This window comes from Marinobacter sp. 1_MG-2023 (genome assembly GCF_030549045.1).
GTDB lineage: Bacteria > Pseudomonadota > Gammaproteobacteria > Pseudomonadales > Oleiphilaceae > Marinobacter.
In genome coordinates this window covers 808,225-834,758 of the sequence record NZ_JAUOST010000001.1, presented here as the reverse complement: position 1 = coordinate 834,758, position 26,534 = coordinate 808,225, and the positions used below count along the sequence as shown (strand labels likewise).

Here is a 26,534-nt window from a genome sequence, read left to right as displayed (position 1 = left end):
ATTAAAAGCCCCCCAACAAGCCATTGGGCAAGCTTAAGGACAGCCCATAATTAAACAGTCCAAACACCACAACAGCGCTGATCAGGCCAGTTACAAACGAGTTGGTTACCGGTGCACCCATACGCCAACTCAAAGCACCAACGGCCAGGGTGGTAGAAATAATAAAGCCCAGAGGCTCCAGCAGAAGTGCATAAATCACCAGCACAACGATTGATATCAGCAGTTCAAGAGCCGATTTCCCTACTGGCCACTGAGCGTCTGCATCTGGCTTTATCATCAGGTACAAGCTACCCACCACCAGTACGACCGCCAACATGGTCGGAAAGGTTTCTGGCCCCACCCCCTCGGTACCGCCGAAGGGCTCTGGCCATTGTTGAGCTACCCAGCCGTAGGCAACCGCCAACACCAGCAGGAATAGCCCCAGAATACGATCACCCATACCAGTCATTTCAGCAGCCCTATTTCCCGGGACAGGTCTTCGATCTCCTGCACCTGATTGGTCACGAAGGCCTCAAACTCACCTGCTTTGGGATGGAACGGAATCAGACCGTTACTTTTCATGACGGCTTTCCACTCTTCACTGGCGTAGAGGGTGTCGATTGCCTTCACCCAATACTGCTGAGCGTCTGCTGAAGTGTCTTTTGGCATGTAAAAGCCACGCCAGTTAGGGCCAAGCGCATCAATACCCTGCTCACGGGCAGTAGGGATATCGCCGAATTTACCCGGCAGGCGCTCCTCTGACAGTACCGCTAGCACGCGCAAATCGCCGGATTCCATAAAGCCGGTAGCCTCTGACACATCACCGGTAAAGGCGTCCACCTGGCCACCCACGACCTGGGTCATGGCTTCGCCGCCGTTGTTGTATGACAGGTAAGGAATGGATGGCAGTTTTTCAGCGCCTGCAGCCTTTGCTGCAATAAGGACTTTGAGGTGATCCCAGCCGCCACGGGCACTACCGCCGGCGAATTTGACCGAACGCGGGTTCGCTTTCAGCGCGTCCATCAGTTGATTCAGGTTTTCATATTTGGAGTCTTTGCCTACAGCAATAATGCCGTAGTCTGCACCCAGCGCGCCGATCCACTTCACCATGGAAGCATCCATACCGGGAAACTGTTTCTGCGCCAACCGCGTGGTGGTTGCGGTAGACGCCGCGACGATCAGCTTATCGTCGTTTTTACGCTTGCTGACCGTGTGAGCATATGCCACACCGCCGCCTGCGCCGGCCATGTTAACGGTTTGCACCGTTCCATCGACCAGATCAAGGGTTTGCATCACGTTGCCGACACTGCGGCAGGTAAAATCCCAGCCGCCGCCTGGATCGGCTGGCGCCAGGCACTCGACTTTTCCGCTGGGTTGCCAGGCCATGGCAGACATACTGAAGGCGGCTACTGCCGCAAATGCGATTGTTCTTTTAATAAACATACACATTACCTCTTTGTTGTTTGAGCACTCAGAGTAAAAGGCAATGCGTAGTTCCTGAAGTTTGCGGGCGTAACGCGTTTAAAAAAACTACTGTGCTTTTTGTGCATAAAGTTCACGAGCAAACCCGCCAACGGTGTCCTACCCTTTACCCATTCCATTGATGGACGATTCTTAAGAGCCTTATGCCTGTTAAACGACGCACCAAACTCAAAACCCGCATGATTCTCACCCTGGGCCTGGTGAGCGCACTGCAAACAGCGTTTATCGGGGTATTTGCCGGTTATTACCTTAGCGAATCCCTATACAGCGAAATTGGCCAGCGTGCGCTGATGGTGGCCAAAACCGTTGCCGCCAGCCCTGCAATTATCCAGGGCATACAGCAGAAGGACGTCGAGTCTCTCAACACGCTCACCCATACAATGGCTGTAACCAACGAAGCCTTGTTCATCGTGATTGGCGACCACAAAGCTATTCGCCTGGCCCACCCCTCACCCGATCGCATCGGACACTCCATGGCGGACGACGACGGCGACTTTGGCCGCCGCGCGCTGGAGGAGGGAGAGGGTTATGTGGCCCGTGCGGTAGGCAATCTGGGCGAATCCATGCGAGGTAAAGCGCCCGTGTTCGAGCCCGACAGCGGCGAGATTATCGGCATTGTGTCGGTGGGATACAGCGTGGGGCAGGTAGAAGCAACGGTGCAGCGCTACAACTTTGTGCTGTACGGCGTTCTGGGCGTGGTCTTGCTGGTTAGTATTCTGGCCGCGGTGGTCATCGCCGGTCGGTTCAAGCGCGCTATTTTTGGTCTGGAACCGGAAGAAATCGCGGGGCTCTTTCAGGAACGCGATGCTACTCTACAATCGATACGTGAGGGCATTATTGCCATCAATCGTCACGGCATTATCACTACGGTAAACCGTGCCGCCCTGACAACTCTGGAGCTCAGCCCAGATACCCCCATTGCGGGGCGACCCATTCTGGAAATACTGCCGGAAAGCGACCTGATGTCGGTTCTAACCACTGGTACGCCGGATTTCGATCGCGAAGTGTGGCTGCGCAACCGCCAGATGGTGGTGAACCGGCTACCGATGCGCCAGGGCAACGAGATTATTGGCGTGGTGGCCAGTTTTCGCCTGCGCAACGAGCTGGACCAGGTTAGCCAGCAGCTCACGCACATCCAGCAATACGCCGACACTCTGCGCAGCCAGACCCACGAATACTCCAACAAACTCCATACCATTGCAGGGCTGATCCAACTGGGCGCCTACAATGATGCGCTGAAGCTAATCGGTAATGAGGTGATCAGTCATCAGGCGCTGATACACCTGCTGCTTGAAGCGGTACCAGACCCCATTATTGCAGGTTGCCTTCTGGGCAAGCACAACCGGGCGCGGGAGATGGGCCTGCATCTCGACATAGACCCAGGCAGCCAGATGGCCGACCTGCCTGATAACCTGCCACGGGATCAATTGGTGAGCGTACTGGGCAACCTGATTGATAACGCGCTGGAGGCCACACGTCGCCACACCGGAGCAAACGGCCGGGTGCATTTGTCTATGACCGACCTCGGCCAGGAGCTGATTTTTGAAGTGGAAGATCAGGGGCCGGGCGTGGCACCGGAGGTACAAAACCGCATCTTTGAAAAGGGTGTGACCAGCAAAGCCGGTAACGAACACGGTTTTGGGCTTCACCTGGTGCGCCAGTTCCTCGACAGCTGGGGCGGTTCAGTAACCGTGGAGAATCTGGGCGAAGCAGGCGGCAGCCGCTTTACCTTATACTTACCCAAAGAACCCACAGGCAGGAGCCAACCGTGCCCCCCATCCGACTGCTGATCGCCGAAGACGACCGCCAGATTGCAGAAATTCAGCGCCGCTTTATTGAACGCCTGGGGCAGGTGGAACTGTGCGGCATCGCACACACCCTGGCAGACGCACGGGAGCAGGCCGAAGTGTTGCAGCCCGACCTGATTCTTCTGGATGTGTATTTCCCCGATGGCAGCGGCCTGGATTTACTGCGCGAACTGCGCGCCAGTGACAACAGCAGCGATGTAATCCTGATTACCGCCGCCAAAGAAGTGGACACGCTACGCACCGCCCTGCGCGGCGGGGTGTTCGACTATATCCTGAAGCCTCTGGTGTTCGAGCGCCTGGAAGAGGCCATAACCCGCTACTGTGATCACCTTTCGCGCCTATCGGCACTGAAACACCTGGGCCAGGACGAAGTAGACGCCCTACTCCCGCGCAACGCCGGCGACACGGGCAACGACACCCAGCATAGACTGCCAAAGGGAATCGACGTTATTACCCTCGACAAGATTCGCGAATTGATCGCAGATGGCAAACCCTGGAGTGCAGAAGAAGTGGGCGGCGCCATGGGTGCATCACGCACCACCGCCAGGCGTTATCTGGAATACATGACAGGCACCGGAACTCTGGTGGCTGAGGTTAGTTACGGCAGCGTTGGCCGGCCAGAGCGGCGCTACCGGATGCAGGGCCTCCCGACCTGAGAACTAAGGATTAACCACCCATTCCGGCTCGTTAAACTCTCCAAGAGGCCGGATTTCACAAAAAGGCGCCGCACTGCGGATAATCTCAGCCACGTCGCTGCTGTGTTGCGCCTCCATCGCATCCCGGCTGGCTTTGCTGTCCCAGTGGGCAATGGCTATAAGGATTTTGCGATGAACAAGCGAGCAACTAAGCCGCAGATGGCGATACATAACTGAAGCGCTTGCGGTACTGCTCCATGGTGCAGCCCGCTATCCTTTTGAAAAGGCGCCGGAACGAACTGGCATCTTCATAACCCACACTCCAGATAATGCGAGCAGTCTGTTCACGACTGGATTCCAGCAAATGCTTGGCTCCCTCGACCCGCAGGTGTTGCAGGTAACCAATGGGCGTTTCGCCAGTGGCCTCCTTGAAGCGGCGTTTGAAAGTACGGGCGCCAAGACCAGCAACAGCAGCTACCTCATTGATGGTCACGGAGTCGGCATAATGCTCTTCAAGCCAGGTTTGTGCCTTGCGGATGGCATCATCCTGATGAGCCTTCTGGCTGTATAACGCCATATAGGGTGTCTGCTCTATTCGGCGACCGTCCAGCACCAGCATTTTACTGCAGGCAAGAGCAACCGCAGGCGAGGCAAATCTTTCCACCAGATGAACACACAGGTCCACAAACGCCGAAGCACCACCGGCACAGATGATCTGGCCGTTATCCACCAGCAACTGATCCGCATCCATGCGGATATGAGGATAACGGCTGCGGAACAGTGAGGCTGCTCGCCAGTGAGTAGTCGCCACCTGATCGTCAAGCAAACCGGCCTCCGCCAACACAAAACTGCCGGTGCAGACACTCGCAACCACCGTACCCTTTGCCACGGCGTCCCTGAGCCAGCCATGCAGCGGAATTGCCGGCGCCAGGGTTTGATCCAGACGATCTGCACCAACGGCCGCTTCTACCGAGGACCCCATCACAATCAAATCTGCCTGAAAGTCTCTCCGCTGGATGGTCGGCGTGATCACGGCACCGCTGTAGCCGCGCACTGGTTTGTCATCCACGGTGACGATCTGGCAGTCGAAGAGCGGAGCACTCTGCGCCCCCGATTGGTTGCTGCAGTAATTGGCTACGGAAAAGAAATCCATTACGCCGTGCACACCAGAGGCGTGGCAGTATGGTAAAGCAACAATCGCGACGTTGAACATGAATCTGGCCCTTTTCGCATTTTATATGTCAAATATGACACTCCTGCTCATCGCCCGCAAGCCCTAACCTGAAGCTGTAAACAACCAGAGCAGGAAGAAGGACTTTCACTATGAACTCACCACTGACCACCCAACCTTCGATTACTCAACAGTCCACACCTCGCCGTGCTGGTCTTTCAGCCACCCGACTGGCTTTGCAGCTTTACGCTCGCGTGGCCCCGCAGAAAGCAGGTCAACTGGTAAATCGCATGGCATTCCGGCCATCACGCCTGCCATTGCCTATACGCTATGAATACCTGTTGGACACTGCCGACAGCTATACCCGGCTCCAACATGGTGCCCACAGCATTCCGGTGTATTCTTGGGGGAAGGGACCCGTTATTCTGGGTGTTCATGGCTGGGCCGGCGCAGGCATCCAGTTTGGTGCCTGGGTGAATCCGTTGGTAGAAGCCGGCTATCGCGTGGTGCTGTTCGACGCAATAGCCCATGGGCGCGCCCAGGGCAGCAGTACCGACCTGTTTGAGATAGCCGAGGTCACAACGAAGGTGGCTGACCATGTTGGCCTGGTCCAAGGGATATTGGCGCATTCCATGGGCTGCATAGCGGCTGCAAGAGCAATTAAGGACGGTCTTCATTCCCAGCACTTGGTCATGCTTGCGCCCCCACTCAGCGTAGCGGCTGTGATGGACAATCTGGGGCAGCAACTTGGGTTACGCCAGGATGTTCTCGACGTCCATCTTCGGCTAATGGAAGAGCGTTTCGGGAATTCGGTTTGGGAGAAGCTGGATCTGGAGGCACTATCCCTGTCACTTAAGCAGCGTGGCATGATCGTCATTGACCACGACGATATGTCGATTGCCCCAAATGAAAGTGAAAGAGTCTCTACCAACTGGCAAGCCGCACAGGTACTGCGCACCCGTGGCCTGGGGCATTACCGGCTGCTTTGGAGCCCACTGGTCATTGAAACCGTTCTTCAGGATCTGGGCAGGCCGGTGGTCGAGACGGTTGCTTGATTGAACATGACCGCTTTATCTCATCTATGACGGTTGCACCACCCATTCCGGCTCATCAAACTCACCAAGAGGCCGGATTTCACAAAAAGGTGCAGCACGGCGGATGATCTCAACCACATCCGGATTGTGCTGTGCCTCCATCGCATCCCGGCTGGCTTTGCTGTCCCAGTGGGCAATCGCTATAAGCGTATCCGGATCACCGATCTTGCGGTGCAATTCGGTTCCCCTCGCGCCCGGTGCACGCTGAATCAACTTACTTGCACGCACCCAGGCATCGGCGTAGTCCTCGGCGGTATAGCCCTCTTTGATATGTACTTCGAAGATGTATTTCATACCTGCCTCCACTGTCGGTAGGGGTAATCCACAAACCATGCCTTTTCAAAGGCCTCAGTACTGAAGCTACTAGCTAGCTTGTCCTTTATCAAGCAGCTACCTTGACTACGGATCAGACCACCTTATAGCATTTAACATTCATGCGAAATACTTGTTAAAGGTGACCACATGCTCTCTGAATATACCATTGCTACCGTTAAATCGACGGTGCCTCTACTGGCCGAAAATGGCCAAGCCATCACCAAAGAGTTTTATAGAAGGCTGTTCGCCAACAACCCCGACCTGCAGCATATATTCAACATGGCCAATCAACGCAGCGGTGGCGGTGGTCAATCATCCGCTTTGGCAGATGCCGTTTTTGCCTACGCCAATAACATCGACCAGATTGAAGTACTGGTTCCCGCAGTGCAGCGAATCGCCAGCAAACATGCCAGCATTGGCGTTGAGCCCAAGCACTACCCGATTGTAGGGGAAAACCTGATCGCAGCCATTCGGGATGTGTTGCAGTTGCCAGACAATCACAAAGCACTCATCGCATGGGAGGAGGCCTACAACGTGCTGGCACAGATTTTTACCGCTACTGAAGAAAGCATGTATAGCGAAAAAGAAACTCAACCAGGGGGCTGGCGCGGATTTCGCTCCTTTACCATTGAGCAAATTGTTGAGGAAACACCGGAAGTTAAATCGTTTTACTTCAAACCAACCGATGGTGGTGCTATTTGCGCCTATTCCGGCGGCCAGTATCTTGGCATCAAGCTGACCGGAACCGGTGACAGCTATGATGAGATCCGCCAGTATTCATTATCATCCTGGGGCACAGAGGATTACTACCGGATTTCGGTCAAAGCCGAAACTCACGGAGCAGCATCGCAACAACTCCATCAATGTGCGGTCGGTGATACAGTTGAACTGAGCGCGCCCAATGGGCAATTCATGCTGAACAAAAACATTCCGAAGCATGTATTTATCTCCGGTGGCGTTGGCATCACTCCGCTGTTCAGTATGTTGAAAGAAGCGCTGGCATCTGGCATCCCAGGCGACAACCTACAATTTATTAACTGCTGCCGCAGTGCCGAGCATCAGATCTTCCGCAAGGAGCTGGCAGAGCTGACAGCATCAACAGGGCTGGATCTTAGGCTTGCATTTGAGTTTGGCGAAGGAGCGGACTGGGTTGGGTACTTATCCGCTGACATTCTCAATACATGGCTGACCGACAAAACTGCCCACGTTTACTTCTGTGGCCCTATGCCCTTTATGGCCGCCCTTAAGAGCATACTTAACAGCATCGGATTCACCGACGATCAATTGCACTACGAAGTGTTCGGGCCAACCACGGAGATCCCTTCAACCCATTGATGCCATAAAGAAACCAGGCAGGATTGTAAGATGGAATGCTTTGCTGCCTGCTCATCCCACCGTACCCTTTGCCACGGCCTCCCAGAGCCAGCCATGCAGCGGAATCGCCGGGGGAAATTAATTCGCCCGGACAAAGACCCAGTTTATCCCGACGTTGTCGCAGACGATGACATCGCGATCGACGGTCTCACACATAGACAGGTTTTCTGGCAGCTCATCGTGGTAGCGGGCCTTCACGCCCAGAGTTTTTCGATCCTGTTTGAGCAGCTCGTAGGTCTGCCCCATACGCTTGGAAAAATCCACGCCACTGTTTTCAAGGGTTTGAAAGGCGTTGTGAAACGCCGTGAAACTCATGGTGTTTGCGCCAAGGCCAATAGCCAGCATTTTGAGGATGTAACGATCATAGGCGGCCGAGAGATAAGACCGCACGGCTTCATCATCGTTTCGTCCGCCATCAAAAGGCACTATTCCGAGACGGTTGCGAGGCTCCAGCACGCCGTCGTCCAGTGATGCAAGTGAGCGATTGCCTTCCAGCTCATAGGTGACTTTCGGGCACTGTATAAACTCGCCCCTCAACAGGCAACCCGCCAAGCCCCGGGTAACCGACGGTTCAGAGCGGGATTCTTTCGCGGGTTCTCGCTGCGACGTGGCCAATTCAGGTTTAGACCCAGGTTCAGGGGTGGCCGAAACCTCGGGCAATGTCAGGCTCAGACGTTTGGCTGGCTGGCGCAACAACAGCGCCTGCACCTTTGGATCATTACGCTTGAAATCCACCATAGAAGGCAGGCCTGCACCTCCACCGCGCTCTACAACCTCACAGTAGAGACGTTCCAGATCCGACTGTGCTGACGCCAGACAACCTTCATCGGCGCTGGCGACCGAAATCCAGCCAGCGGCGAAAATCATGAAGAGTTGTTTTAGGTAGGCGATGACTCAAACCTCAATAATTCTGTCTGCAACAAACAGCGGTGGCACGTATTCTTTCGGATAGGCACCGGGGTTAGCGAACACGCGAGTGCCTTCAACCTGCAGGTCTACCGGCTCATGAACGTGGCCGTGGACCCACAAATCCATCTTCCCCATCAGCGACCGCAAATCCGAAGCAAAAGCTGGCGACAGGATATCGCCCTGGTATTTTGGCGGAATGCATTCCGGCAAAGGCGCATGATGGCTGATGACCACTTGCGGTCCCGAACAGGCTTCGCTCAGCTGCGCCTCCAGCCATGCAATGGCTTCTGCGTGCAGCTTCTGGCTTTCTGCCGTAGTAAACACCTCACCCGTTGGTTGTTCGATAATACGGAAATCAGGCATATACGCGAGCGCGCGCCGTTCCGTCTGCAACGGATCCTGGTCAGGTTGGCCGTCATACAGACTAAAATCTGTCCATAAGGTGGTGCCATGAAAGCGCACGCCGCCAATGTTTACCGTATCGTTATCAAGCAGATGAATTCCCAACCGCCGGGCTTCGGCACGCATTGACTGGCGGGCCTCGGGCATACTTGTTCCGTAGAACTCGTGGTTACCGGCAACGTAAATAATCTCCTGCCCGACAAACCGCTCCGCTGCCCAGGCAAGACCCTCCGTTGTGCGGTGAATGTCTCCGGCAAGGATAACCACATCTGCGGCTACGTCCGGCAGCTCTCGACCTTCCCGAAAAGTCTCGATGTGTAAATCTGACAATATTCGCAAACGCACAATGTTACCTCCTTTATTGATGTGCCAGAGCGTAGTCGATCCCGGCGCACACCGCGGCAACCTGCGCAGCATTGCATTGCTCGGGGGTCGCACGGGGGCTGTCGGGATAAACCTCCGTCGTCGTTCTATAGGGTGCATTGGTCACACTGGCACAGAGGCCCAGTTGCTTGAGCGGATACTGGATAACGCCCCTGGCTGCCATCGTTGAACCAAGGATCTCCCCGTTGTCGTCAGCGGGAGCAATATGAGTGACCTGCTCCACCGCCTCAATCACCTTCTGCTGAAATTCAGAGTGCGGGTTCTCGCTGTCGTCGACCAGATAAAAACCATCGGGAATCTCACCCGGCTCGAATGGATTTCCTTCGAGAGCTGCCAGTGCGGGCCTAAACTCGCTTTCATCCGTATCGGTAGTTTCGTGCAGGTCCATATGCATCAGCACACGATCACGAACGGGCGCAACAAGCCGCATCAGTGCCGCCGCCTCCTCAGCCGGGCTATCATCCCGAAACGAGCGATTCGGGTCGACGGCGTGCGGGTTCCAGCGGTGGATGCGCTCATATGCCCAGGGGCTAACACAGGGCGCAACCAGCAAGTTTACGCGCCCGGCGTAATCTTCCGCACGCTGATCAACGAACTGCAGCGCACCATGCACCCCACTGGTTTCATAGCCGTGCACTCCGCCCGTTATCAGCACGACCGGAAGATCGTCACGCCAGTCGCGGCTGCGGATCGCCATCAGCGGGTAAGTATCCGGACCATAATCCAGCCGCCCAAACTCTTCCACGTCAAAGCGCGAGCGCAGGCGCTCGATCACGCTCAACACTTCTGACTCGTAGCTGCGCTGCCGAGTCTGTCGCGAAACCCACTCGGCGCGTTCCACCTCGCCCCAGGGAATGCCAGGCGTACCGATTGGGTAGAATGCGGTAACCGTGCTCATCTTGATTTTCTCCGGAATGCTTTCATATCACCTCTCTTTCCTGAGGCCGCCATCCAGACCGGCGCTCTGTATTGCCACGTACTCAGTGCCGTATTCGATAAACGACCATCCAAATGCATCACCAAAGAACTCCTTCGTTGCCCCATGCCCATATTAGCCCTTGATCAATTTATCGACCATACTGATAAATCTCGTGCAATCCCAGCCGAACTCAGCATGAACTAACCGCGCCCTATGGCCGCCGATGATCTTGGCTAATAACAAACTAGAGGTGAATCCGGTGCTGGAAGATTCAGTTTTCATAGGCAAAGGCAGTTCTGTTCAAAACCTGTTGTTACGTCGCGCCAATCGTCACGGCCTTATTGCCGGAGCAACCGGTACCGGCAAAACCGTCACCCTGCAGATTCTGGCGGAAGGCTTTTCCGCACAGGGTGTGCCGGTATTTATGGCCGATGTGAAAGGCGACTTGTCTGGCATTTCCCAGCCAGGCACTGCCAAACCTTTTCTTACCAAGCGCGCAGAGCAGGTTGGCCTTGAACCCTACAATTTCGCGGGATTCCCCACCGTGTTCTGGGACGTTTTTGGTAAGCAGGGGCACCCAATGCGAGCCACCATTTCAGATATGGGCCCGCTTTTACTGTCTCGTCTGCTGGAACTAAACGACACTCAGGAAGGCGTTATCAACATAGCCTTCAAGCTTGCCGATGATCACGGCATGGCCTTGCTTGATCTCAAAGACCTGCGTGCATTAATGACGTTTGTGTCCGAGCAGTCGAAGGAGCTCACTGCGTTATATGGCAACGTCAGCAAAGCATCCGTAGGCGCGATACAACGTCGCTTGTTACAACTTGAACAACAGGGCGGAGATCAATTCTTTGGCGAACCGGCCCTGGAACTCGCCGACCTGATGCGCTGTGATTCGGCTGGGCGGGGGCACATTAATTTGCTGGCTGCAGACCAGTTGATCGAAAGGCCCCAGCTATACGCCACCATCCTGCTCTGGCTATTGGCCGAGTTGTTTGAGGAACTACCCGAAGTTGGTGACCCTGAAAAACCCAGGCTCGTGTTCTTTTTTGATGAAGCTCACCTGCTATTCGAGGATGCTCCGAAAGCTTTGCTTCAAAAAGTGGAACAGGTGGTGCGATTAATTCGATCCAAGGGCGTAGGCGTCTATTTTGTTTCACAAAACCCTACCGATATCCCCGACAAAATACTCGGCCAACTCGGCAACCGGGTGCAACATGCCCTGAGAGCCTTTACCACTCGTGATCAAAAAGCCGTTCGCGCAGCCGCTTCAACCTTCAGAGAAAACCCCGAACTGGATACTGAAAAAGTCATAATGGAACTCGGTGTCGGCGAAGCCCTGGTCTCTACCCTCGATGCCAAAGGATCGCCCTCTATCGTTGATCGAACGCTTATACGTCCGCCTTCTTCACGCATGGGGCCAGCTACGGCAGAAGAACGCAAACGTATTCTCAACCTCAGTGAGTTTGGCCCTCGCTACGACCAGGTTATAGACCGCGAATCCGCTCACGAAATTCTGCAAAAACGCGCGGAGAAAGCTGCGAAAGAAGCTGAGCAAGCAGCCCTGGATAAAAGCCGGGTTTATAAACCGCCTGCCAGTAAAAGCAAAAAGCCCCCACAGCGTCGACGCTCCTCACGCCAGGGGGTCTTTGAAACCATGGCAAAAAGCGTAGCGCGTACCATGGGTCGCGAAATGACACGGGGAGTTATGCGAGGCCTGCTAGGATCCCTGTTTAAAGGGCGCTAACGAGGAGCATGCTTCGAAGGGATCACTCATAGGTTCGCCCGTTGTGCTTAAGCCAGCCTCCATCAGGGACCTCCTTATAGCGCAACAGTTTTATCTCCCTGGCAGAGCAACCTCAACGGTCTTACCTCCGTAGCCGAAACGTTGATCACGACCTTGAATGACCACCGTCGCAACGGACTTTGGAACCTTGACCGCATGGAGGCTTCTGGTGAAGGGCTGTTCGGCGGCGTGATCGTGTAGAAGTATTCGTTCGCCGTAGAGCGTGCCATCTTTTCCCATCACCCGAAATGCATCTGCATAACGTTGTGGCGTGTCGTAGGGTGAGGAAAGAGTAACGTCGAAACCGAAGCTGTCATCGCCGGTGGCGCGCACCTCGGCTGAAATGACATCGGGGTACCTCTGTTGAGGTGCATTTTCTGCTAATGCATCGCCCGCCAAGGTGATGATTCCGATCGCAAGAATCGTGAAGATTCGAAGGTGCGTCAGCATGGCGGATTACTCCTTCGTTGACTGAACTGTCTTGAGATAAGCCGAAAACACACGGTGTTTATCGTCCTGCCCATTTTATTCGCTAACTTCCATTGTATTAACGCGAGTGGTACCGGTCACTGTAACCAAAAACTTCCCGATCTTTTCTTCAATATGGCTTTCGACCGTTTTCAGCCGAAGCAAAGGCAAACCACCTTTTTGAAGGATGCTATTCTTCAGGGCATCCCATTGCTTCTGCTGAGGCTTTTCGTGATCACCTCCGTCTACCTCAATGACGGCTAGCGGTTTCTTACCCACCTTGAAGTAGAGCACAAAATCACAAGAGCTTCGGCCCTTCATAAACCCGCGTTCTCTGGCGGTCAAAGCTTCGCTGTTAAGTGACACCAACTGATTCAAGGCTATCTGCGTATGGAAGGTTATCCCCTGATTAGCAGGAAGAGAAAGACGTTCGCGCAGTATCTGGGCGACTATCTGTTCCGACCTGAATTGTGAATCGCCCGCCCTTAAAGCAGACTGCAGCTTTTCCAGGGATTGGTCATACTCGGCGTAGAGCAGATCAAAAGCCGACACAACGGGTGAGCGATGGACTTGTGCCGTTTCATTCGCGTAATACTCAATATAGCGTATCAAAGCTGCAACAGGCCCACTCGACGCACTGAAGACATCATCACCTGTTACCAACGTAAACTTCTCTTTTGCCCGGGACACCGCAACGTTGATCAGATGGGGATCATCCACAAATCCCAGATTTTTCTGGTTACTGGCTTTCTTGTCCAATACCGTCGAAAAAACAATCTCATCACATTCCCTGCCCTGGAACTTGTGGGTGGTATCTTTGATGAAGCTGGCAGGAAGGTGAGAGCGCGAAAGCGCAACCTGTGCGTTGTATGGTGCAATAAATCCTCGCTTGGAGGCTTCATCCCACTGGCTGCTTTCGCCCCCTTCCAGGACATGGAGTAATGAATCCAGCTCTCGCTGGTTTTTGTAGAGCCGGGTGTGATTCCCTTTGGCAGTTACTATAAGTTGCAGGACATCTTCGCCCGCATCCTGAGTCATCGGAATAAGTTCGTTGTCATAGAATTGCTGATTACAGAACTGGATGATTCTGGGGTGGCACCGGTAGTGCTCCTTCAACAGGGTAACCGGAATGGTGTCGCCAAAAACCCGAAGGCAGGAATCCAGCAAGCTGTACTTTTCGCAGTCATACGCTCTATCAGGCGCTGATTTACCAGTCTTCGTAAAGATTGGGGGCAATTGTTTTCCGTCACCAACGATAACCAGGTTCCGGGCGCACCCCAACGCCAATATTCCCGGAATAATATCCTGCTGGGAGGCTTCATCAATGATGGCGTAGTCGAGAACCGTCCCTGACTTGAGCGAGTTGATGATGGAGTGCGTACTGCTGCCGATGATTGGATAGCGCTTCAGAAACGCATCGATCCGGTCCCGGTACCCTTCCGAAGTAAAGGCTTCCTCAGGCCGTTTTCGTTGTTGAAGCTGATCTTTCAGGTAGGCCATCGAGGAAGTGGTTACGCTCGCTAATAATGCGTCGAAGTCACCATTCTTCAAAGTCTCCTGACAGGAAGCCAGCTCAGCTTCTTTTTCCTGCAAGGACTTGTCGTAGTATCTCAGTTGCAACGCATGGATTGTGGCGTCGCGTTTATCGGTGGTACTAAAAGGTTTGATGCGCAAAATCCGGAAATTCAACCACAGCTCTATTCTGTTCCTCATGCTGACGGGCTTGTCATCCAGCATAGTAAGATAAGCCATCAGATCGGTGATCTTTTGCTTTGATAACCGGTATTTGTCCAATGGGTCCGTTTTGGGCGAGTTTGGGTCAGTTTCCAGATTCTCCTGCCGCCAGTGAAGCAAGTGCTTTCGCTCGATGTTCAGTTCATCGACTTCAGCTTGCAGTTTCGCCATCTCGTTCCGTGCATGTAGAAACTGCTTTAAATGCTCCACATCTGCCTCGATATCATTCAATAACGGCGCAGGTGGCGACTCTCCTGTTGGAAGCGAGGGAGTATTTTCAAAAAAATTCTTACGATTTTCTCTGTTGCCGAGCTTGGCGACAAGGAAGTCCAACCCTTCTTTACCCAGCTTCTCATACACATTTTCAACGGCGGTATTATTGTTGGAAAGGATGGCAACGGTTTCATTCCTTAGCAGAATATTGGCAACGATATTCAATATCGTCTGGGTCTTTCCTGTGCCGGGAGGGCCCTTGATAATACTTACCTGCGAGGAGAAAACGCCCGCCACGGCCTCTAGCTGGCTCTCATTGATACCAAAGGGAAAAATAAGATTTTCTTGAGATTCTCTTGGCTGACTGAAGCCTGTGCAGTATGAATTCAATACCATCTCTGGATTTGAAGGCAGGGCCTTCAGTTGGCGCAACACATTTTCCGCAATCGCGGAATCTTCCTTAGGGCTTGCCTTCGCCTTTTCCAACCTGGCCTCGGCCACAGAAACGAAGTAACGGAAGACTTCTCCATCCTTGAGCTTTGTTTTTTTAACAAGCCGGATGTTGTCCATATTCATAACGTAGGTTTTAGCATTCTCCGAATACTGGACAACAGCCTGTTTGTTACCATAAACCACCGCCCTATCCACTTGCCCGAACACGCTACCGTTTTTCTTAACAAGGAGCGCGTCCTCCAGCACTTCTGTGGGCGTGACTTGGCATTCACTAAGCGGACGAGTGTAGGATTTTCCTGAGGGGAAAAAGCAGGTCAGCTCCAGGCCTTTACGAGAATCCCGTATTTTCCAATCATTGATCTGCTTGGTCTTATCCTGGCCGTCTACATGGATGGTGACCATGGCCCTCTCGATATTATTTGCTCTGAAAAAACTGATTGGAGTGCCTTGCAAGGTATGAGATGAACCAGGCAATTAGCCATGCAACCACTACCCAAAAGGTTACAAGCACAATGTAACCAAAAACAATCGGGCTGTAATCTACCAGCCCCCTGCCCTTATGCTCTGGATGGGTTAGACTTCAAACAGCCAGCCGGACGCCCCAATTAAAGGAACAGAATGAGTAAACCTGGCACCATCAGACCCGAAACCCGATACCTTCTTTACTTCGCTGTTTTCTGGATTGTGTTCCTCACCGCTGCAACCTATTTACTCGGTAGCTGGGACTCCCGCAAAACCAACCCGAACCAGCAACTGGTCAGCCACACCGACGGCGACGCCACCGAAATTAAACTGCAGGCAAACCGCCAGGGCCATTATCTGGCAAATGGCACCATCAATGACCAAAACGTGACCTTCATCCTCGATACCGGCGCGACAACCGTGTCTGTCTCAGAACACATCGCCCAAAACGCAGGCCTTGTCCGGATACAGCCCAGCCTTGCACGCACTGCAGCTGGTACCGTACGTGTGTGGGATACAACCATTCCAGAACTCCGCATGGGCGATATCACTTTCAATAACGTACCCGGCACCATTAACCCGGAGATGGACCCGGACATGGTCCTGCTAGGCATGAGTGTGCTTGGACAACTTAACTTCTCCCAACAATCGGGCGTTTTGACCCTGAGCCAGGGAACACATTGAGATGGAGGGGAGCCTCTCAATCGCCATAACCTGGCAGCCTGTCACTATCCGTGCCGTTTCAGAAGATGAGGGTGTCCGGTGGAGGCATCAAGTGCAGAATGAACTACAACTACTGGCTATGTGGTTGGGCTAATGAACACAAGGTTGCAGCGAAAACAAAAATAGCCCAAACCAAACATTCCCCAACAATATCTGAAGCCTGATCGCATCCCGAGCAAATGCCGGAATATTTTGATAGCGGTATAGATAACCAATGACTACCCACTGCACTGCCAGCCATATCGCAGAGAAATACAAAAAGCCTTTATGGCACTGAGTGTTGGGGGTCGTGTAATAGGCATACCACCAAGCCGATACTGCACCCGTAGCGATTAACACGAGAATCGCACACGACAAAAGATTGCGCCAACGCGGGTACTCCGTGCTTAAAAGCCTGTCCTTCGCTTCAGTCAAATTTTCCGGCATTCAAATCCCTTCATGAACTACCACATACCGCTCTATGTACGGGCTAGGCCTCACCGCGCTTCCACAAAAAGACCACGAATCAGTGGCCATGTGACGCTCTCGAATACCTTTCCAGTTAACTCAACATTCATGTCACCAAAGACGAGGTTCAGCCCCTCGCCCTGGTGGATCGTCGGGCTGTTCTGCATATGCATGTGCAGGTGCGGGAAATCGCTGTTTCCCGAATTTCCAACACGGCCGACCACTTGGTGGCGCTCGAGGCGTTCTCCCACCTTCACATCGACACTACCCCTCTTCAAGTGCGCCAGGAATACAAAAGTTCCTGCTTCGCTTCGAATGGAGACGTAGTTGCCGGCAGAACGCCGAACATCCCTCTTGCCCAGCGGATTGTCGGGAAGATCGTTGACAACCGAGGTTACCACCCCTTCCACAGGAGCGAGAACCAACTGGTTCCATGAGTAGAAGTGTTCGAGTCTGGAAGGCTTCTCCACGGGTGTCAGCGCCCTGCCAGAAGCACCACCGACCATAGCGAAATCAACTCCGTACCACTGCGCCCTTACCGCCATGTGATGGTTGACGTTCGGCGTATCCCCTCCCTGTACTACAAACCACCGCCCCTGAAACGGAAGAACAAGCTCCTGGGCATGTGCGCCAAAAGCAATCACGGTCAACAGCAACAGTGCGAGCTTCCTCAGCATCTCAACGTCTCCCGGAGGCTTAACGCGGAGCTTCGCGGCAATTTTAGAGCCGCGAAGCGGTGGAAAAATTGTCCGGCAACAGCGTCTTGTTAGCTCTCACTCTCTATCACCTTCAGATGGTGCAAGCTCACGATCGAAAGCGCGGCTACAGCAACATTAGTTGTTACAGGATTGAATGCGGCACCCAGCAACATAGGCTGCACCAGAATTACGAATGCCAGCAAACCTATCATTGCAAATAATGTAAGTAGCATTGGCCAACGCTGCCGCCAAAATATCAAGATCGCAACGGACATGGCAATCTCCAATGCTCCACCGATAGTGGCCAACTTAACTGCATCGGGCCGTGAAAATCCGGCGGCCATATTCATTGCCAGTTCATCCTGGTGCATGTAAAGCAATTTCGGAATCAAGCCTTGATAGAACCAAATAAACGCAATGGTGCCCCGGCAGACTGCGTAGCTCAAAAGTGAACTACTCACCCAGGAACCTTGATTTATGATCTTTATCAGGAATCACACAAGCCTCATAGCGACCGAACAGCTTGTAACGATTTAATGCGATACGGTCGTAAAGCCAGTCTCGAAAAACCGATGGGATAACCCGACCAATACAGGCCAATGGCCACGGCCATGGCAGTTCACGCATTACCCGGAAAAATGCGGTCGATTTGGTATAAATATCCTGCCCCTCAGCAAGCAACATGGTTTCGTAGTAGTCCGTTGGAAAACCGTGCGATTGCAGAATGGCTTGGCCTTCAGGTGACTGCACGGTAGCTAATTTAAATCGACGTTTTTTATCGAACTTAATAAGGAACCGCGCCCACGACGAGCACAATCGGCACACCCCATCGAACAAAACCACCCGATCCTCGGGAGCAGTATTTGATTGAGTTTGAGACTGTATTTTTTGTTTCATAATAGAGCTAACAGCGTATTAGATAAAACGCCTCATTATTGCAAAAACGTGACTTCCGCATTTTACGCAACCCGCGCTCTGCAAAAGAATTTTTTATCTTACAATATCAATAACTTAAAATCACAAACTTCCCATGCCCCGTAATCGCGTGACGCCTTCATTCTTGCAATAACAACGAAGCACCGGCGTCTTGCGGTTTCGGGTAATCGCTCTGAGTTTTTTTCGATCCGCACCGCATCATTCACAGGCAGAGCTGTGCCCAATAGACGCAATAAGGCGAAGCACCAAAAATTGAATAAAACAGATTGTATTAGTACTGAAGAGGTCATCGGCCACTGTCCCTAAACGCCGTGCGTCCATAGCGTATAGCTTCCAACACTAGCCCATCCCCGGACTATTTGCCGCCGTCTTTTGCAATACTTTGTTAATCTGGATGAAGAATATCGAGAAGAGAAACCGGAAGCGGGAATTACAGCCCCAGGCGTAGATCAGCAACACAAACAGTATTGCGGCCGCTGTTCTTAGCCTGATAGAGAGCCTGGTCAGCTCTGTTAACCCAACTGGTCAGAGGGGCGCCGGGCACAACTTCTGCAACTCCGAAACTGCAGGTAAGGTGCCCGACTTCGCCAAAAACCTGTTCAGCCATCGACAGACGCAGCTTTTCAGCGACTTTCTGTGCCTCTTTGGCATCACTCTGAGGTAACAGGATGATGAATTCCTCACCACCCCAACGGGCCAGAACATCACTGGCTCTCAGATTTTGAAGGGTCAGCTCGGTTAACCGAACTAAAACCTCATCCCCACTGTGGTGGCCAAAGCGATCATTGATCTTCTTGAAGTAATCGATATCGAATATTATCAATGAAAGAGGCGTTCCATGGCGCAGTGTTCGCGAAGCTTCTACTTCGACTCTCTCTTCAAAATGTCGTCGATTAAAAGCGCCTGTGAGAGGGTCCGTGGTCGCAAGCTTCGTCAATGCTTGACTCGAGTTCTGCAACTTCCGGTATGCAGATTTGATTTCAGCGACGTAGTTCATGATCAAAGCGCGGCCGACCAGCAGAAATACCACCAGATAAACGGGCAAAAACACGAAAATCAGACCAAGCTCTACGACCCTGATGCCGTAGGTCTTGTCGACCGTGATCGAGCTTCCCAGGAAAAACAGTCCTAGTCGCGCACACTGGACGACTAACTGGACGATCAGCAATGTTTTAAGTGAGTTCAGGAGGGGCTCGCCCGGGCTTCGCTGAAGGTGCAACACCAAAACCTCGGCCAGTGCCCAGCCCGCAAGGCAAATCAGCAGGATCAATAGTAAAAGCTGGTGCTCCCACTGTATGTTGAGCAAAGACAGAAGGTCCAAGCTGAAATTCAGTGCCAGTATCAACGCACTTAAGGCACCGACTATGCTGAGTGGCAGTCTCGCCTTTTGTAACCAGGGGGTCTGGTCCAGATCTCTCACTGGTGATCACCTGATTTTCTTATTAGAACGGGTTCCACCAACTCTTGCCATTCATCGGAGCAGCCCGGATAGAGCTCATCACAGTACTGCGCCCATTTTGGAAAGACGGTCTCTTTAAAAGCTTGGCCCAGTAACTGGTAGTCCTGCTCACTCGGCTCAACATCAACCAGGTTATAAGGCGTGCCGTCCTGGCAGGGTTGACCCGTGTTGCACGCTGAAAACTGTAAATGAAGTTGCTCAACAGACGCCCATATGGCGTCTACATAAGCTTCAAAGGCCTGCTCCAGCCTCTCCTGCTGGTGACGCGACAAGCGGTTCCAGAGGCTGAGGTTAATAACATAGCCATTGACCCCCGCCTGTGTGCGTAGCCGGAAGAAGTGGGTTGCGTATTCCGGCCATCCAGCTGCATTAGCCGAGGCGGCGCTACTGATGGCGCAGTCGATCAGCCCGCTACGCAGGCCCATTTGGACGTCTTCAAACAACATAATGACCGGCGAGGCACCAAAATATTCTATAAGAGGCGAGAAGGTTTCATTACTCACTCGTATCCTCAACCCCTCAAAATCCTGTAGGGACTCAACCGGTGTTCTACAGACAAACACCTGAGGGCCAAACGGCCACATACCCAACAATTTCACATTGAAACGGTCCTGCAGGCGACGGTCGAGTGCAGGAGCGTAGGCTTGCATGATTGCGTAAGCGTTCTCAACATCAACCGCTCCGCCGAGCAGGTCCACACCGAGCAATGCGGGTTCAACCCAGGCGTTCTGAGGAAACCGCAGCGAAACAAGATCAAGCGCGCCTTCTCTCAACATGATTAACTGGTGGGTATCTTTGAATCCAAGGGTATCGACTGGTGTATAGTTAATTTCAAGTGGCAGGTCCGTCGTTTCTGCGAGGTCCTCAAAAAATTTTCTTTCCTCGATGTGCACAGAACCCGACGCATGCTGCTGACCAACAACCTGAACAGGAATGCGGTCGTATACCTTCCAGGCGATGGAAAACCCGGCGATCAAAACCATCGCAACCAGAGGTCTAACCCACATACACGAAATGCCCTCAACGTGCGCGTTGGCGCCCCCACCCAGGATCAAAAGAAGTCATCAGCCGTTGTCCATTACAATACTTAATTAAGATGGGTAATGAATATCGAGGAGTGAGTTCAATGGGGGGGACATGACAGCCCCAGGCAAAGCGCCAGGGGCTGCTTTAACGCAACTTACTTAACTTTCGGATCCAGCTCACCAGACTCGTAACGCTCAAACATACGCTCGAGATTGATTGGCTTGATCTTGCTGGCCTGGCCGGCGCAGCCGAAGGCTTCGTAGCGTGCGATGCACACGTCGGTCATGGCGACCATGGTGGCTTTCAGGAATTTGCGTGGGTCGAACTCGGCCGGGTTCTGGGCCAGGAAGCGACGCACTGCACCTGTGCTGGCGAGGCGCAAGTCGGTGTCGATGTTTACTTTACGCACACCGTGCTTGATGCCTTCCACGATTTCCTCAACCGGCACACCGTAGGTTTCCGGAATCTCACCGCCAAACTCGTTGATCACTTTCAGCCATTCCTGGGGTACGGAGCTGGAGCCGTGCATGACCAGATGGGTGTCTGGAATGCGTTTGTGGATGGCTTTGATTTGCTCGATGGCCAGGATGTCGCCTGTGGGCGGGCGAGTAAACTTGTATGCACCGTGGCTGGTGCCGATGGCGATAGCCAGGGCATCTACGTGGGTCTTTTTCACGAAGTCGGCGGCTTCTTCGGGGTCGGTCAGCATCTGGCTCATGTCCAGGGTGCCTTCGGCGCCAATGCCGTCTTCTTCACCGGCCTGGCCGGTTTCCAGGGAGCCCAGGCAACCCAGTTCGCCTTCTACAGACACGCCACAGGCGTGAGCCATTTCGACGGTACGACGGGTTACGTCTACGTTGTATTCGTAGTCCATAGGCGTTTTGCCGTCTTCACCCAGGGAGCCGTCCATCATGACTGAGCTGAAGCCCAGCTGGATGGAGCGCTGGCAGATAGCCGGGCTGGTGCCGTGGTCCTGGTGCATGACTACCGGGATATGTGGCCATTCTTCAATAGCGGCCAGAATCAGGTGGCGCAGGAAGGGGGCACCAGCATATTTGCGGGCACCGGCAGAGGCCTGAACAATCACCGGGGAGTCGGTTTTGTCAGCCGCTTCCATGATAGCGCGCATCTGTTCCAGGTTGTTTACGTTAAAGGCTGGCACACCGTAACCATGCTCGGCGGCGTGGTCCAGCATTTGCCGCATCGAAATCAGGGCCATTTGGTTGTCTCCTTAGTTACACATTTGTTTGAAATCTGGTTCGCAGTCCTACGCGCCGCGCTCTTCCAGTACGGCAACAGCTGGCAGCACTTTACCTTCCACAAATTCCAGGAAGGCACCACCGCCGGTGGAAATATACGAGATCTTGTCAGCTATGCCGTATTTGTCAACGGCCGCGACGGTATCGCCACCGCCGGCCAGAGAGAAAGCATCGCTCTCGGCGATGGCGTTGGCCAGGGTTTTAGTGCCGTTACCAAACTGGTCAAACTCAAACACGCCCACAGGACCATTCCACAGGATGGTTTTGGCATTTTTGAGCAGTTCAGCGAACTGGCCCGCAGTTTCCGGGCCTACGTCCAGGATCATGTCGTCTTCAGTTACGTCGGAGATGTTCCGGGTGGTGGCTGTAGCGTCTTCTGCAAACTCACTGGCAACCACCACATCGACCGGCAGTGGTATGTTCACGCGGGAGGCGATATCTCTGGCAGTTTCCAGCAGGTCGTGTTCGCACAGGGATTTGCCTACCGGGTGACCAGCAGCCGCAAGGAAGGTGTTGGCGATGCCGCCACCGACGATGATCTGGTCACACACTTTTTCAAGGGCGTTGAGCACGTCGAGCTTGGTAGAGACTTTCGCGCCGCCAACAATGGCAACAACTGGCCTGGCCGGGTTATCCAGGGCTTTGCCCAGGGCTTCCAGCTCTGCCGCCAACAGCGGACCGGCGCAGGCTTCCGGTGCAAAACGGGCAACGCCATGGGTTGAGGCCTGGGCGCGGTGCGCGGTGCCGAAAGCATCCATCACGTAGATGTCGCACAGAGCGGCGTATTGCTTGGCCAGGGTTTCGTCGTCTTTCTTTTCGCCTTTGTTGAAGCGCACGTTCTCGAATAGCACCACTTCGCCGTCAGCTACTTCAACACCTTCGAGGTAGTCTTTGATCAGGCGCACTTCCTGGCCCAGCACTTTGGTGAGGTGCTCGGCAACCGGCTTCATAGAGGAGGCTTCGTCGTACACGCCTTCTTCCGGGCGCCCCAGGTGGGACATCAGCATCACCTTGGCGCCGGCGTCTTTTGCCGCCTTGATGGTTGGCAGGGAGGCACGGATGCGGGCATCGCTGGAAACCGCGCCGTTCTTCACCGGTACGTTGAGGTCTTCGCGGATCAGAACCCGTTTGCCCGCGAGGTTCAGGTCGGTCATTTTTTTGATGGCCATAACACTCTTGTCCTTAACGTTTAAATCTTGAAGATGGGGGCAGGCGATTCGTCGCCTGCCCCCTATTCAGTCTTGAACCTCTGCGGTCTTGCTCAACCAGCTCTGACTTACGTCCAGCATTCGGTTGGCAAACCCCCATTCGTTATCAAACCAGCACAACACTTTCACCATGGTGCCCCGGGTTACCCGGGTCTGGCCGCCATCCACAACGCCGGAATGGGCATCGTGGTTGAAGTCGGAGCTGGCCAGCAGTTCGTCGGTATAGCCGAGAATGCCTTTCAGCGGGCCCTGGGCGGCCTCTTTGATTACACGGTTTACCGATGCCACATCAGTTTCTTGCCTCACGTTGAACACCATGTCGATGGCAGATACGTTCATGGTGGGGACACGCAAAGCCACGGAGCTGAACCGACCTTCCATATGAGGCAGCAACCGCTCCACACCGCGCGCCAACCCAGTGTCCACCGGCACTATGTTGTGCAACGCACTGCGGGTGAGGCGCAAGTCCTGCTGGTGGTATGCGTCGATGACTGGCTGGTCGTTCATGGCGGCGTGGATGGTGGTGGTGCTGCCCTGCTCCACACCAAAGGCTTTATCGAGCACACAGATCACCGGCACCAGGCAATTGGTGGTGCAGGAACCTGCGGCCATAATGCGATCAGCACCGGTGATTTCCCTTTCATTGATTCCGTAAACCACCGTGCGGTCGACATCCGATTCCGCAGGCTGGGAAAACAGCAATCGTTTTGCGCCCGCCTGAAGGTGCCGTTCCGCGGTCGCCCGGTCAGAATAGGAACCGGAGCATTCCAGCACCAGATCAATGTCCAGTTCATTCCACGGCAACTCGGCCGGGTCCGAATGGCTGAGCACGCGGATGGGATCGCCGTTAACAATCAGTTCCTGCCCTTCCACCGCAATGCTTCCGGAGAAGCGGCCATGGGTAGAGTCGTACCGGGTCAGGTGTGCAATCGTGTCGATATCAGAAAGCTCGTTAATCGCGACCACCTGAAGATGATCGCGAAAACCGTTCTCGTACAGAGCACGCAACACGCATTGGCCGATACGGCCGTAGCCGTTGATAGCAATACGAAAAGGCGCAGGTGCTGTCATCAGGCGTCCAGAAGCTCCGCAGCAACTTCGAGGATGTTGTCCACGGTAAAGCCGAACTCTTTGAACAGTTCGCCAGCTGGCGCAGATTCACCAAAGGTGGTCATACCTACAACGCGACCGTCCAGGCCAACATACTTGTACCAGTAGTCGGCAATTGAGGCTTCGATGGCAATGCGGTTAGTGACTTCCAGCGGCAACACCTGCTGTTTGTACTCGGCACTCTGGGCATCGAATACGTCAGTAGACGGCATGGATACAACGCGTACCTTCTTACCCTGCTCACGCAACTTGGCAGCGGTATCCTGGGCCAGACCCACTTCGGAACCGGTGGCAATCAGGATCAGGTCCGGAGTGCCTTCGCTGTCTGTCAGCACGTAGCCGCCTTTGGCAACGTCTGCCAGTTGCTGCGCATCACGCGCCTGACCGGGCAGACCCTGACGGGAGAAGATCATGGCCGTTGGGCCGTCTTTGCGTTCCAGTGCGGATTTCCAGGCAACGGCAGACTCTACGGCATCGGCCGGGCGCCAGGTGCTCATGTTCGGCGTGGTGCGCAGGCTGGCCAGCTGTTCAACCGGCTGGTGTGTGGGGCCGTCTTCGCCCAGACCAATGGAGTCGTGGGTGAATACGTAGATGGAGCGCTGCTTCATCAGTGCGGCCATGCGCACCGCGTTACGGCAATATTCCATGAAGATCAGGAAGGTCGCGCCGTAGGGTACAAAACCGCCGTGCAGGGCAATACCGTTCATGATCGCAGCCATGCCAAACTCACGCACACCGTAATAGATGTAGTTACCGCTGGCGTCGTCTTTGCTCACGCCTTTGCAACCGCTCCAGATCGTGAGGTTGGAGCCTGCCAGGTCGGCAGAGCCGCCGAGCAGTTCCGGTAGCAACGGGCCGTAGGCGTTCAGGGTGTTCTGGGAAGCCTTGCGGCTGGCAACAGTCTCGCTCTTGTCCTGACATTCCTGAATGTAAGCCTGAGCTTTTTCAGAGAAATCAGCAGGCAGGTCACCCGCCATGCGACGCTTCAGCTCGGCAGCCAGTTCCGGCTCAGCTTTTTCGTAAGCTGCAAAGGTATCGTTCCAAACGCTTTCAGCCGTTGCGCCTTTGTCCTTGGCGTTCCAGGCGCTGTAGATGTCGGCCGGAACTTCAAACGGGCCGTGAGTCCAGCCCAGTGCTTCGCGGGTCAGTGCAATTTCATCATCCCCCAAAGGAGCGCCGTGACAATCTTCTTTACCCTGTTTATTGGGAGAACCAAAGCCAATGATGGTTTTGCAACAGATCAGCGTGGGTTGATCTTTATTGGCACGGCCAGCTTCTACGGCAGCGCGGATGGCGTCAGCGTCGTGGCCATCAACATTGGCAATTACCTGCCAACCGTATGCTTCAAAGCGCTGCGGGGTGTTATCGGTAAACCAGCCCTCAACTTCGCCATCAATGGAGATGCCGTTGTCGTCGTAGAACATGATCAGCTTGCCCAGGCCCAGGGTGCCTGCCAGCGAAGATACTTCGTGGGAGATGCCTTCCATCAGGCAGCCGTCTCCGAGAAACGCGTAAGTGTAGTGGTCAACCACATCATGGCCAGGGCGGTTGAACTGCGCGGCCAGTGTTTTCTCAGCCAGTGCGAAACCCACTGCGTTGGCCATGCCCTGCCCCAGCGGGCCGGTGGTGGTTTCAACACCCGGCGTGTAACCGTATTCCGGGTGGCCCGGGGTTTTTGAATGCAGCTGGCGGAAGTTCTTGAGGTCGTCGATGGAAACGTCGTAACCGCTCAGGTGCAGCAGCGAGTACTGCAGCATCGAGCCGTGGCCGTTGGAGAGTACAAAGCGGTCGCGGTTGGCCCACTGTGGATTAGCCGGGTTGTGGCTCAGATAGTCATTCCACAATACCTCGGCGATATCCGCCATGCCCATGGGCGCACCCGGGTGGCCGGATTTGGCTTTCTGGACCGCATCCATGCTCAGCGCGCGAACGGCGTTGGCGAGATCTTTACGAGAGGGCATCAACGTTTCTCCAATGTTTTACGAAAAATAGGAAGCAATCCAGGGCTTTTTACAATGCTTGAAAAAGCTGCTTAAAAATAAGGCGCGTATTTTCGCCGATTAGGGTGTGCCGGGGC

24 protein-coding genes and 1 pseudogene are annotated in these 26,534 nt (G+C 54.0%); 6 read left to right on the top strand and 19 right to left on the bottom strand.

The features are described 5' to 3' along the window. Nucleotide 1: 1 nt before the first annotated feature. The gene (locus tag Q4606_RS03820) at nt 2-448 is read right to left on the bottom strand and encodes a tripartite tricarboxylate transporter TctB family protein (protein WP_303606709.1); all 447 of its coding nucleotides are present in this window, start codon (nt 446-448) and stop codon (nt 2-4) included. Beyond that, the gene (locus tag Q4606_RS03815) at nt 445-1,422 is read right to left on the bottom strand and encodes a tripartite tricarboxylate transporter substrate binding protein (protein ID WP_303596512.1); all 978 of its coding nucleotides are present in this window, start codon (nt 1,420-1,422) and stop codon (nt 445-447) included. The genes Q4606_RS03820 and Q4606_RS03815 overlap by 4 nt, the downstream gene beginning before the upstream one ends. Before the next feature lie 182 nt (nt 1,423-1,604). On the opposite strand from Q4606_RS03815, the gene Q4606_RS03810 reads away from it, so the two are divergent. Together Q4606_RS03810 and Q4606_RS03805 are read left to right on the top strand one after the other, a co-directional pair. Further along, nucleotides 1,605-3,251 (top strand): sensor histidine kinase, encoded by a 1,647-nt coding sequence (locus Q4606_RS03810; protein ID WP_303606708.1) that lies wholly within the window; start codon nt 1,605-1,607, stop codon nt 3,249-3,251. After that, entirely contained in the window at nt 3,230-3,925 is a 696-nt protein-coding gene (locus Q4606_RS03805) for a response regulator (RefSeq protein WP_303606707.1), read from the top strand. The genes Q4606_RS03810 and Q4606_RS03805 overlap by 22 nt, the downstream gene beginning before the upstream one ends. A gap of 3 nt (nt 3,926-3,928) precedes the next feature. Here the strand turns inward: Q4606_RS03805 and Q4606_RS03800 are convergent. Next, nucleotides 3,929-4,108, bottom strand: a pseudogene (locus Q4606_RS03800) (antibiotic biosynthesis monooxygenase); the annotation flags it as partial. 4 nt (nt 4,109-4,112) lie between these two features. Beyond that, nucleotides 4,113-5,117: a GlxA family transcriptional regulator gene (locus tag Q4606_RS03795; RefSeq protein ID WP_303606706.1), complete on the bottom strand. Its 1,005-nt coding sequence runs from the start codon at nt 5,115-5,117 to the stop codon at nt 4,113-4,115. Between the two features lie 110 nt (nt 5,118-5,227). Here Q4606_RS03795 and Q4606_RS03790 point away from each other — a divergent pair, with 110 nt between their 5' ends. Then, nucleotides 5,228-6,130: an alpha/beta fold hydrolase gene (locus tag Q4606_RS03790; RefSeq protein WP_303606705.1), complete on the top strand. Its 903-nt coding sequence runs from the start codon at nt 5,228-5,230 to the stop codon at nt 6,128-6,130. A 24-nt stretch (nt 6,131-6,154) separates the two neighbouring features. Here Q4606_RS03790 and Q4606_RS03785 read toward each other — a convergent pair whose 3' ends face one another. Further along, nucleotides 6,155-6,463, bottom strand: coding sequence for an antibiotic biosynthesis monooxygenase (locus Q4606_RS03785; RefSeq protein ID WP_303606704.1), 309 nt, complete (start codon nt 6,461-6,463; stop codon nt 6,155-6,157). A 168-nt stretch (nt 6,464-6,631) separates the two neighbouring features. On the opposite strand from Q4606_RS03785, the gene hmpA reads away from it, so the two are divergent. Beyond that, nucleotides 6,632-7,819 (top strand): NO-inducible flavohemoprotein, encoded by a 1,188-nt coding sequence (hmpA, locus tag Q4606_RS03780; protein WP_303606703.1) that lies wholly within the window; start codon nt 6,632-6,634, stop codon nt 7,817-7,819. A gap of 117 nt (nt 7,820-7,936) precedes the next feature. On the opposite strand, the gene Q4606_RS03775 is transcribed toward hmpA, so the two are convergent. The 3 genes from Q4606_RS03775 to Q4606_RS03765 are packed head-to-tail and all read right to left on the bottom strand — an operon-like array spanning nt 7,937 to nt 10,451. Then, entirely contained in the window at nt 7,937-8,725 is a 789-nt protein-coding gene (locus Q4606_RS03775) for a hypothetical protein (RefSeq protein ID WP_303606702.1), read from the bottom strand. Between the two features lie 27 nt (nt 8,726-8,752). Beyond that, complete coding sequence (locus Q4606_RS03770; RefSeq protein WP_303606701.1) at nt 8,753-9,514, bottom strand: metallophosphoesterase family protein; 762 nt, start codon at nt 9,512-9,514, stop codon at nt 8,753-8,755. A gap of 13 nt (nt 9,515-9,527) precedes the next feature. Then, nucleotides 9,528-10,451 carry a M14 family metallocarboxypeptidase gene (locus tag Q4606_RS03765; RefSeq protein ID WP_303606700.1) on the bottom strand — a complete coding sequence of 308 codons (924 nt, stop codon included), beginning with the start codon at nt 10,449-10,451 and terminating at the stop codon, nt 9,528-9,530. Nucleotides 10,452-10,701: 250 nt separating this feature from the next. On the opposite strand from Q4606_RS03765, the gene Q4606_RS03760 reads away from it, so the two are divergent. Beyond that, complete coding sequence (locus Q4606_RS03760; protein ID WP_303606699.1) at nt 10,702-12,222, top strand: helicase HerA-like domain-containing protein; 1,521 nt, start codon at nt 10,702-10,704, stop codon at nt 12,220-12,222. A gap of 90 nt (nt 12,223-12,312) precedes the next feature. Here Q4606_RS03760 and Q4606_RS03755 read toward each other — a convergent pair whose 3' ends face one another. Both Q4606_RS03755 and Q4606_RS03750 read right to left on the bottom strand, forming a co-directional pair. Next, nucleotides 12,313-12,711, bottom strand: coding sequence for a hypothetical protein (locus Q4606_RS03755; RefSeq protein ID WP_303606698.1), 399 nt, complete (start codon nt 12,709-12,711; stop codon nt 12,313-12,315). Between the two features lie 75 nt (nt 12,712-12,786). After that, a complete protein-coding gene (locus tag Q4606_RS03750) occupies nt 12,787-15,531 on the bottom strand; it encodes an AAA domain-containing protein (RefSeq protein ID WP_303606697.1) in 2,745 nt (914 codons plus the stop codon). A gap of 216 nt (nt 15,532-15,747) precedes the next feature. On the opposite strand from Q4606_RS03750, the gene Q4606_RS03745 reads away from it, so the two are divergent. Then, a complete protein-coding gene (locus Q4606_RS03745) occupies nt 15,748-16,275 on the top strand; it encodes a TIGR02281 family clan AA aspartic protease (RefSeq protein WP_303606696.1) in 528 nt (175 codons plus the stop codon). 515 nt (nt 16,276-16,790) lie between these two features. On the opposite strand, the gene Q4606_RS03740 is transcribed toward Q4606_RS03745, so the two are convergent. The 9 genes from Q4606_RS03740 to tkt all read right to left on the bottom strand — a co-directional run bounded on the left by Q4606_RS03740 (nt 16,791) and on the right by tkt (nt 26,418). Beyond that, on the bottom strand, nt 16,791-17,438 hold the full coding sequence (locus tag Q4606_RS03740; RefSeq protein ID WP_303606695.1) for a M23 family metallopeptidase: 648 nt from the start codon (nt 17,436-17,438) through the stop codon (nt 16,791-16,793). An 89-nt stretch (nt 17,439-17,527) separates the two neighbouring features. Further along, nucleotides 17,528-17,905 (bottom strand): DoxX-like family protein, encoded by a 378-nt coding sequence (locus tag Q4606_RS03735; RefSeq protein ID WP_303606694.1) that lies wholly within the window; start codon nt 17,903-17,905, stop codon nt 17,528-17,530. A gap of 7 nt (nt 17,906-17,912) precedes the next feature. Beyond that, complete coding sequence (locus tag Q4606_RS03730; protein ID WP_303606693.1) at nt 17,913-18,356, bottom strand: thiol-disulfide oxidoreductase DCC family protein; 444 nt, start codon at nt 18,354-18,356, stop codon at nt 17,913-17,915. Nucleotides 18,357-18,825: 469 nt separating this feature from the next. Beyond that, a complete protein-coding gene (locus Q4606_RS03725; protein WP_303606692.1) occupies nt 18,826-19,815 on the bottom strand; it encodes a diguanylate cyclase in 990 nt (329 codons plus the stop codon). Further along, nucleotides 19,812-20,861: a TRAP transporter substrate-binding protein DctP gene (dctP, locus tag Q4606_RS03720; protein WP_303606691.1), complete on the bottom strand. Its 1,050-nt coding sequence runs from the start codon at nt 20,859-20,861 to the stop codon at nt 19,812-19,814. The genes Q4606_RS03725 and dctP overlap by 4 nt, the downstream gene beginning before the upstream one ends. A 173-nt stretch (nt 20,862-21,034) precedes the next feature. Then, a complete protein-coding gene (gene fba, locus Q4606_RS03715) occupies nt 21,035-22,099 on the bottom strand; it encodes a class II fructose-bisphosphate aldolase (protein ID WP_303606690.1) in 1,065 nt (354 codons plus the stop codon). Nucleotides 22,100-22,147: 48 nt separating this feature from the next. Next, nucleotides 22,148-23,308, bottom strand: a complete 1,161-nt coding sequence (locus tag Q4606_RS03710) for a phosphoglycerate kinase (protein ID WP_303606689.1) — start codon at nt 23,306-23,308, stop codon at nt 22,148-22,150. Between the two features lie 66 nt (nt 23,309-23,374). Continuing rightward, nucleotides 23,375-24,418: a type I glyceraldehyde-3-phosphate dehydrogenase gene (locus tag Q4606_RS03705; RefSeq protein ID WP_303606688.1), complete on the bottom strand. Its 1,044-nt coding sequence runs from the start codon at nt 24,416-24,418 to the stop codon at nt 23,375-23,377. Continuing rightward, a complete protein-coding gene (gene tkt, locus Q4606_RS03700) occupies nt 24,418-26,418 on the bottom strand; it encodes a transketolase (RefSeq protein ID WP_303606687.1) in 2,001 nt (666 codons plus the stop codon). The genes Q4606_RS03705 and tkt overlap by 1 nt, the downstream gene beginning before the upstream one ends. Between the last annotated feature and the right edge of the window lie 116 nt (nt 26,419-26,534).

Excerpts from the sequence above, each read along its gene's own strand:
- Q4606_RS03820 (WP_303606709.1), bottom strand. The coding sequence starts at position 448 with ATGACTGGTATGGGTGATCGTATTCTGGGGCTATTCCTGCTGGTGTTG.
- Q4606_RS03815 (WP_303596512.1), bottom strand. The coding sequence starts at position 1,422 with ATGTTTATTAAAAGAACAATCGCATTTGCGGCAGTAGCCGCCTTCAGT.
- Q4606_RS03810 (WP_303606708.1), top strand. The coding sequence starts at position 1,605 with ATGCCTGTTAAACGACGCACCAAACTCAAAACCCGCATGATTCTCACC.
- Q4606_RS03795 (WP_303606706.1), bottom strand. The coding sequence starts at position 5,117 with ATGTTCAACGTCGCGATTGTTGCTTTACCATACTGCCACGCCTCTGGT.
- Q4606_RS03790 (WP_303606705.1), top strand. The coding sequence starts at position 5,228 with ATGAACTCACCACTGACCACCCAACCTTCGATTACTCAACAGTCCACA.
- Q4606_RS03785 (WP_303606704.1), bottom strand. The coding sequence starts at position 6,463 with ATGAAATACATCTTCGAAGTACATATCAAAGAGGGCTATACCGCCGAG.
- hmpA (WP_303606703.1), top strand. The coding sequence starts at position 6,632 with ATGCTCTCTGAATATACCATTGCTACCGTTAAATCGACGGTGCCTCTA.
- Q4606_RS03775 (WP_303606702.1), bottom strand. The coding sequence starts at position 8,725 with ATGATTTTCGCCGCTGGCTGGATTTCGGTCGCCAGCGCCGATGAAGGT.
- Q4606_RS03765 (WP_303606700.1), bottom strand. The coding sequence starts at position 10,451 with ATGAGCACGGTTACCGCATTCTACCCAATCGGTACGCCTGGCATTCCC.
- Q4606_RS03755 (WP_303606698.1), bottom strand. The coding sequence starts at position 12,711 with ATGCTGACGCACCTTCGAATCTTCACGATTCTTGCGATCGGAATCATC.
- Q4606_RS03750 (WP_303606697.1), bottom strand. The coding sequence starts at position 15,531 with ATGGTCACCATCCATGTAGACGGCCAGGATAAGACCAAGCAGATCAAT.
- Q4606_RS03745 (WP_303606696.1), top strand. The coding sequence starts at position 15,748 with ATGAGTAAACCTGGCACCATCAGACCCGAAACCCGATACCTTCTTTAC.
- Q4606_RS03740 (WP_303606695.1), bottom strand. The coding sequence starts at position 17,438 with ATGCTGAGGAAGCTCGCACTGTTGCTGTTGACCGTGATTGCTTTTGGC.
- Q4606_RS03730 (WP_303606693.1), bottom strand. The coding sequence starts at position 18,356 with ATGAAACAAAAAATACAGTCTCAAACTCAATCAAATACTGCTCCCGAG.
- dctP (WP_303606691.1), bottom strand. The coding sequence starts at position 20,861 with ATGTGGGTTAGACCTCTGGTTGCGATGGTTTTGATCGCCGGGTTTTCC.
- fba (WP_303606690.1), bottom strand. The coding sequence starts at position 22,099 with ATGGCCCTGATTTCGATGCGGCAAATGCTGGACCACGCCGCCGAGCAT.
- Q4606_RS03710 (WP_303606689.1), bottom strand. The coding sequence starts at position 23,308 with ATGGCCATCAAAAAAATGACCGACCTGAACCTCGCGGGCAAACGGGTT.
- Q4606_RS03705 (WP_303606688.1), bottom strand. The coding sequence starts at position 24,418 with ATGACAGCACCTGCGCCTTTTCGTATTGCTATCAACGGCTACGGCCGT.
- tkt (WP_303606687.1), bottom strand. The coding sequence starts at position 26,418 with ATGCCCTCTCGTAAAGATCTCGCCAACGCCGTTCGCGCGCTGAGCATG.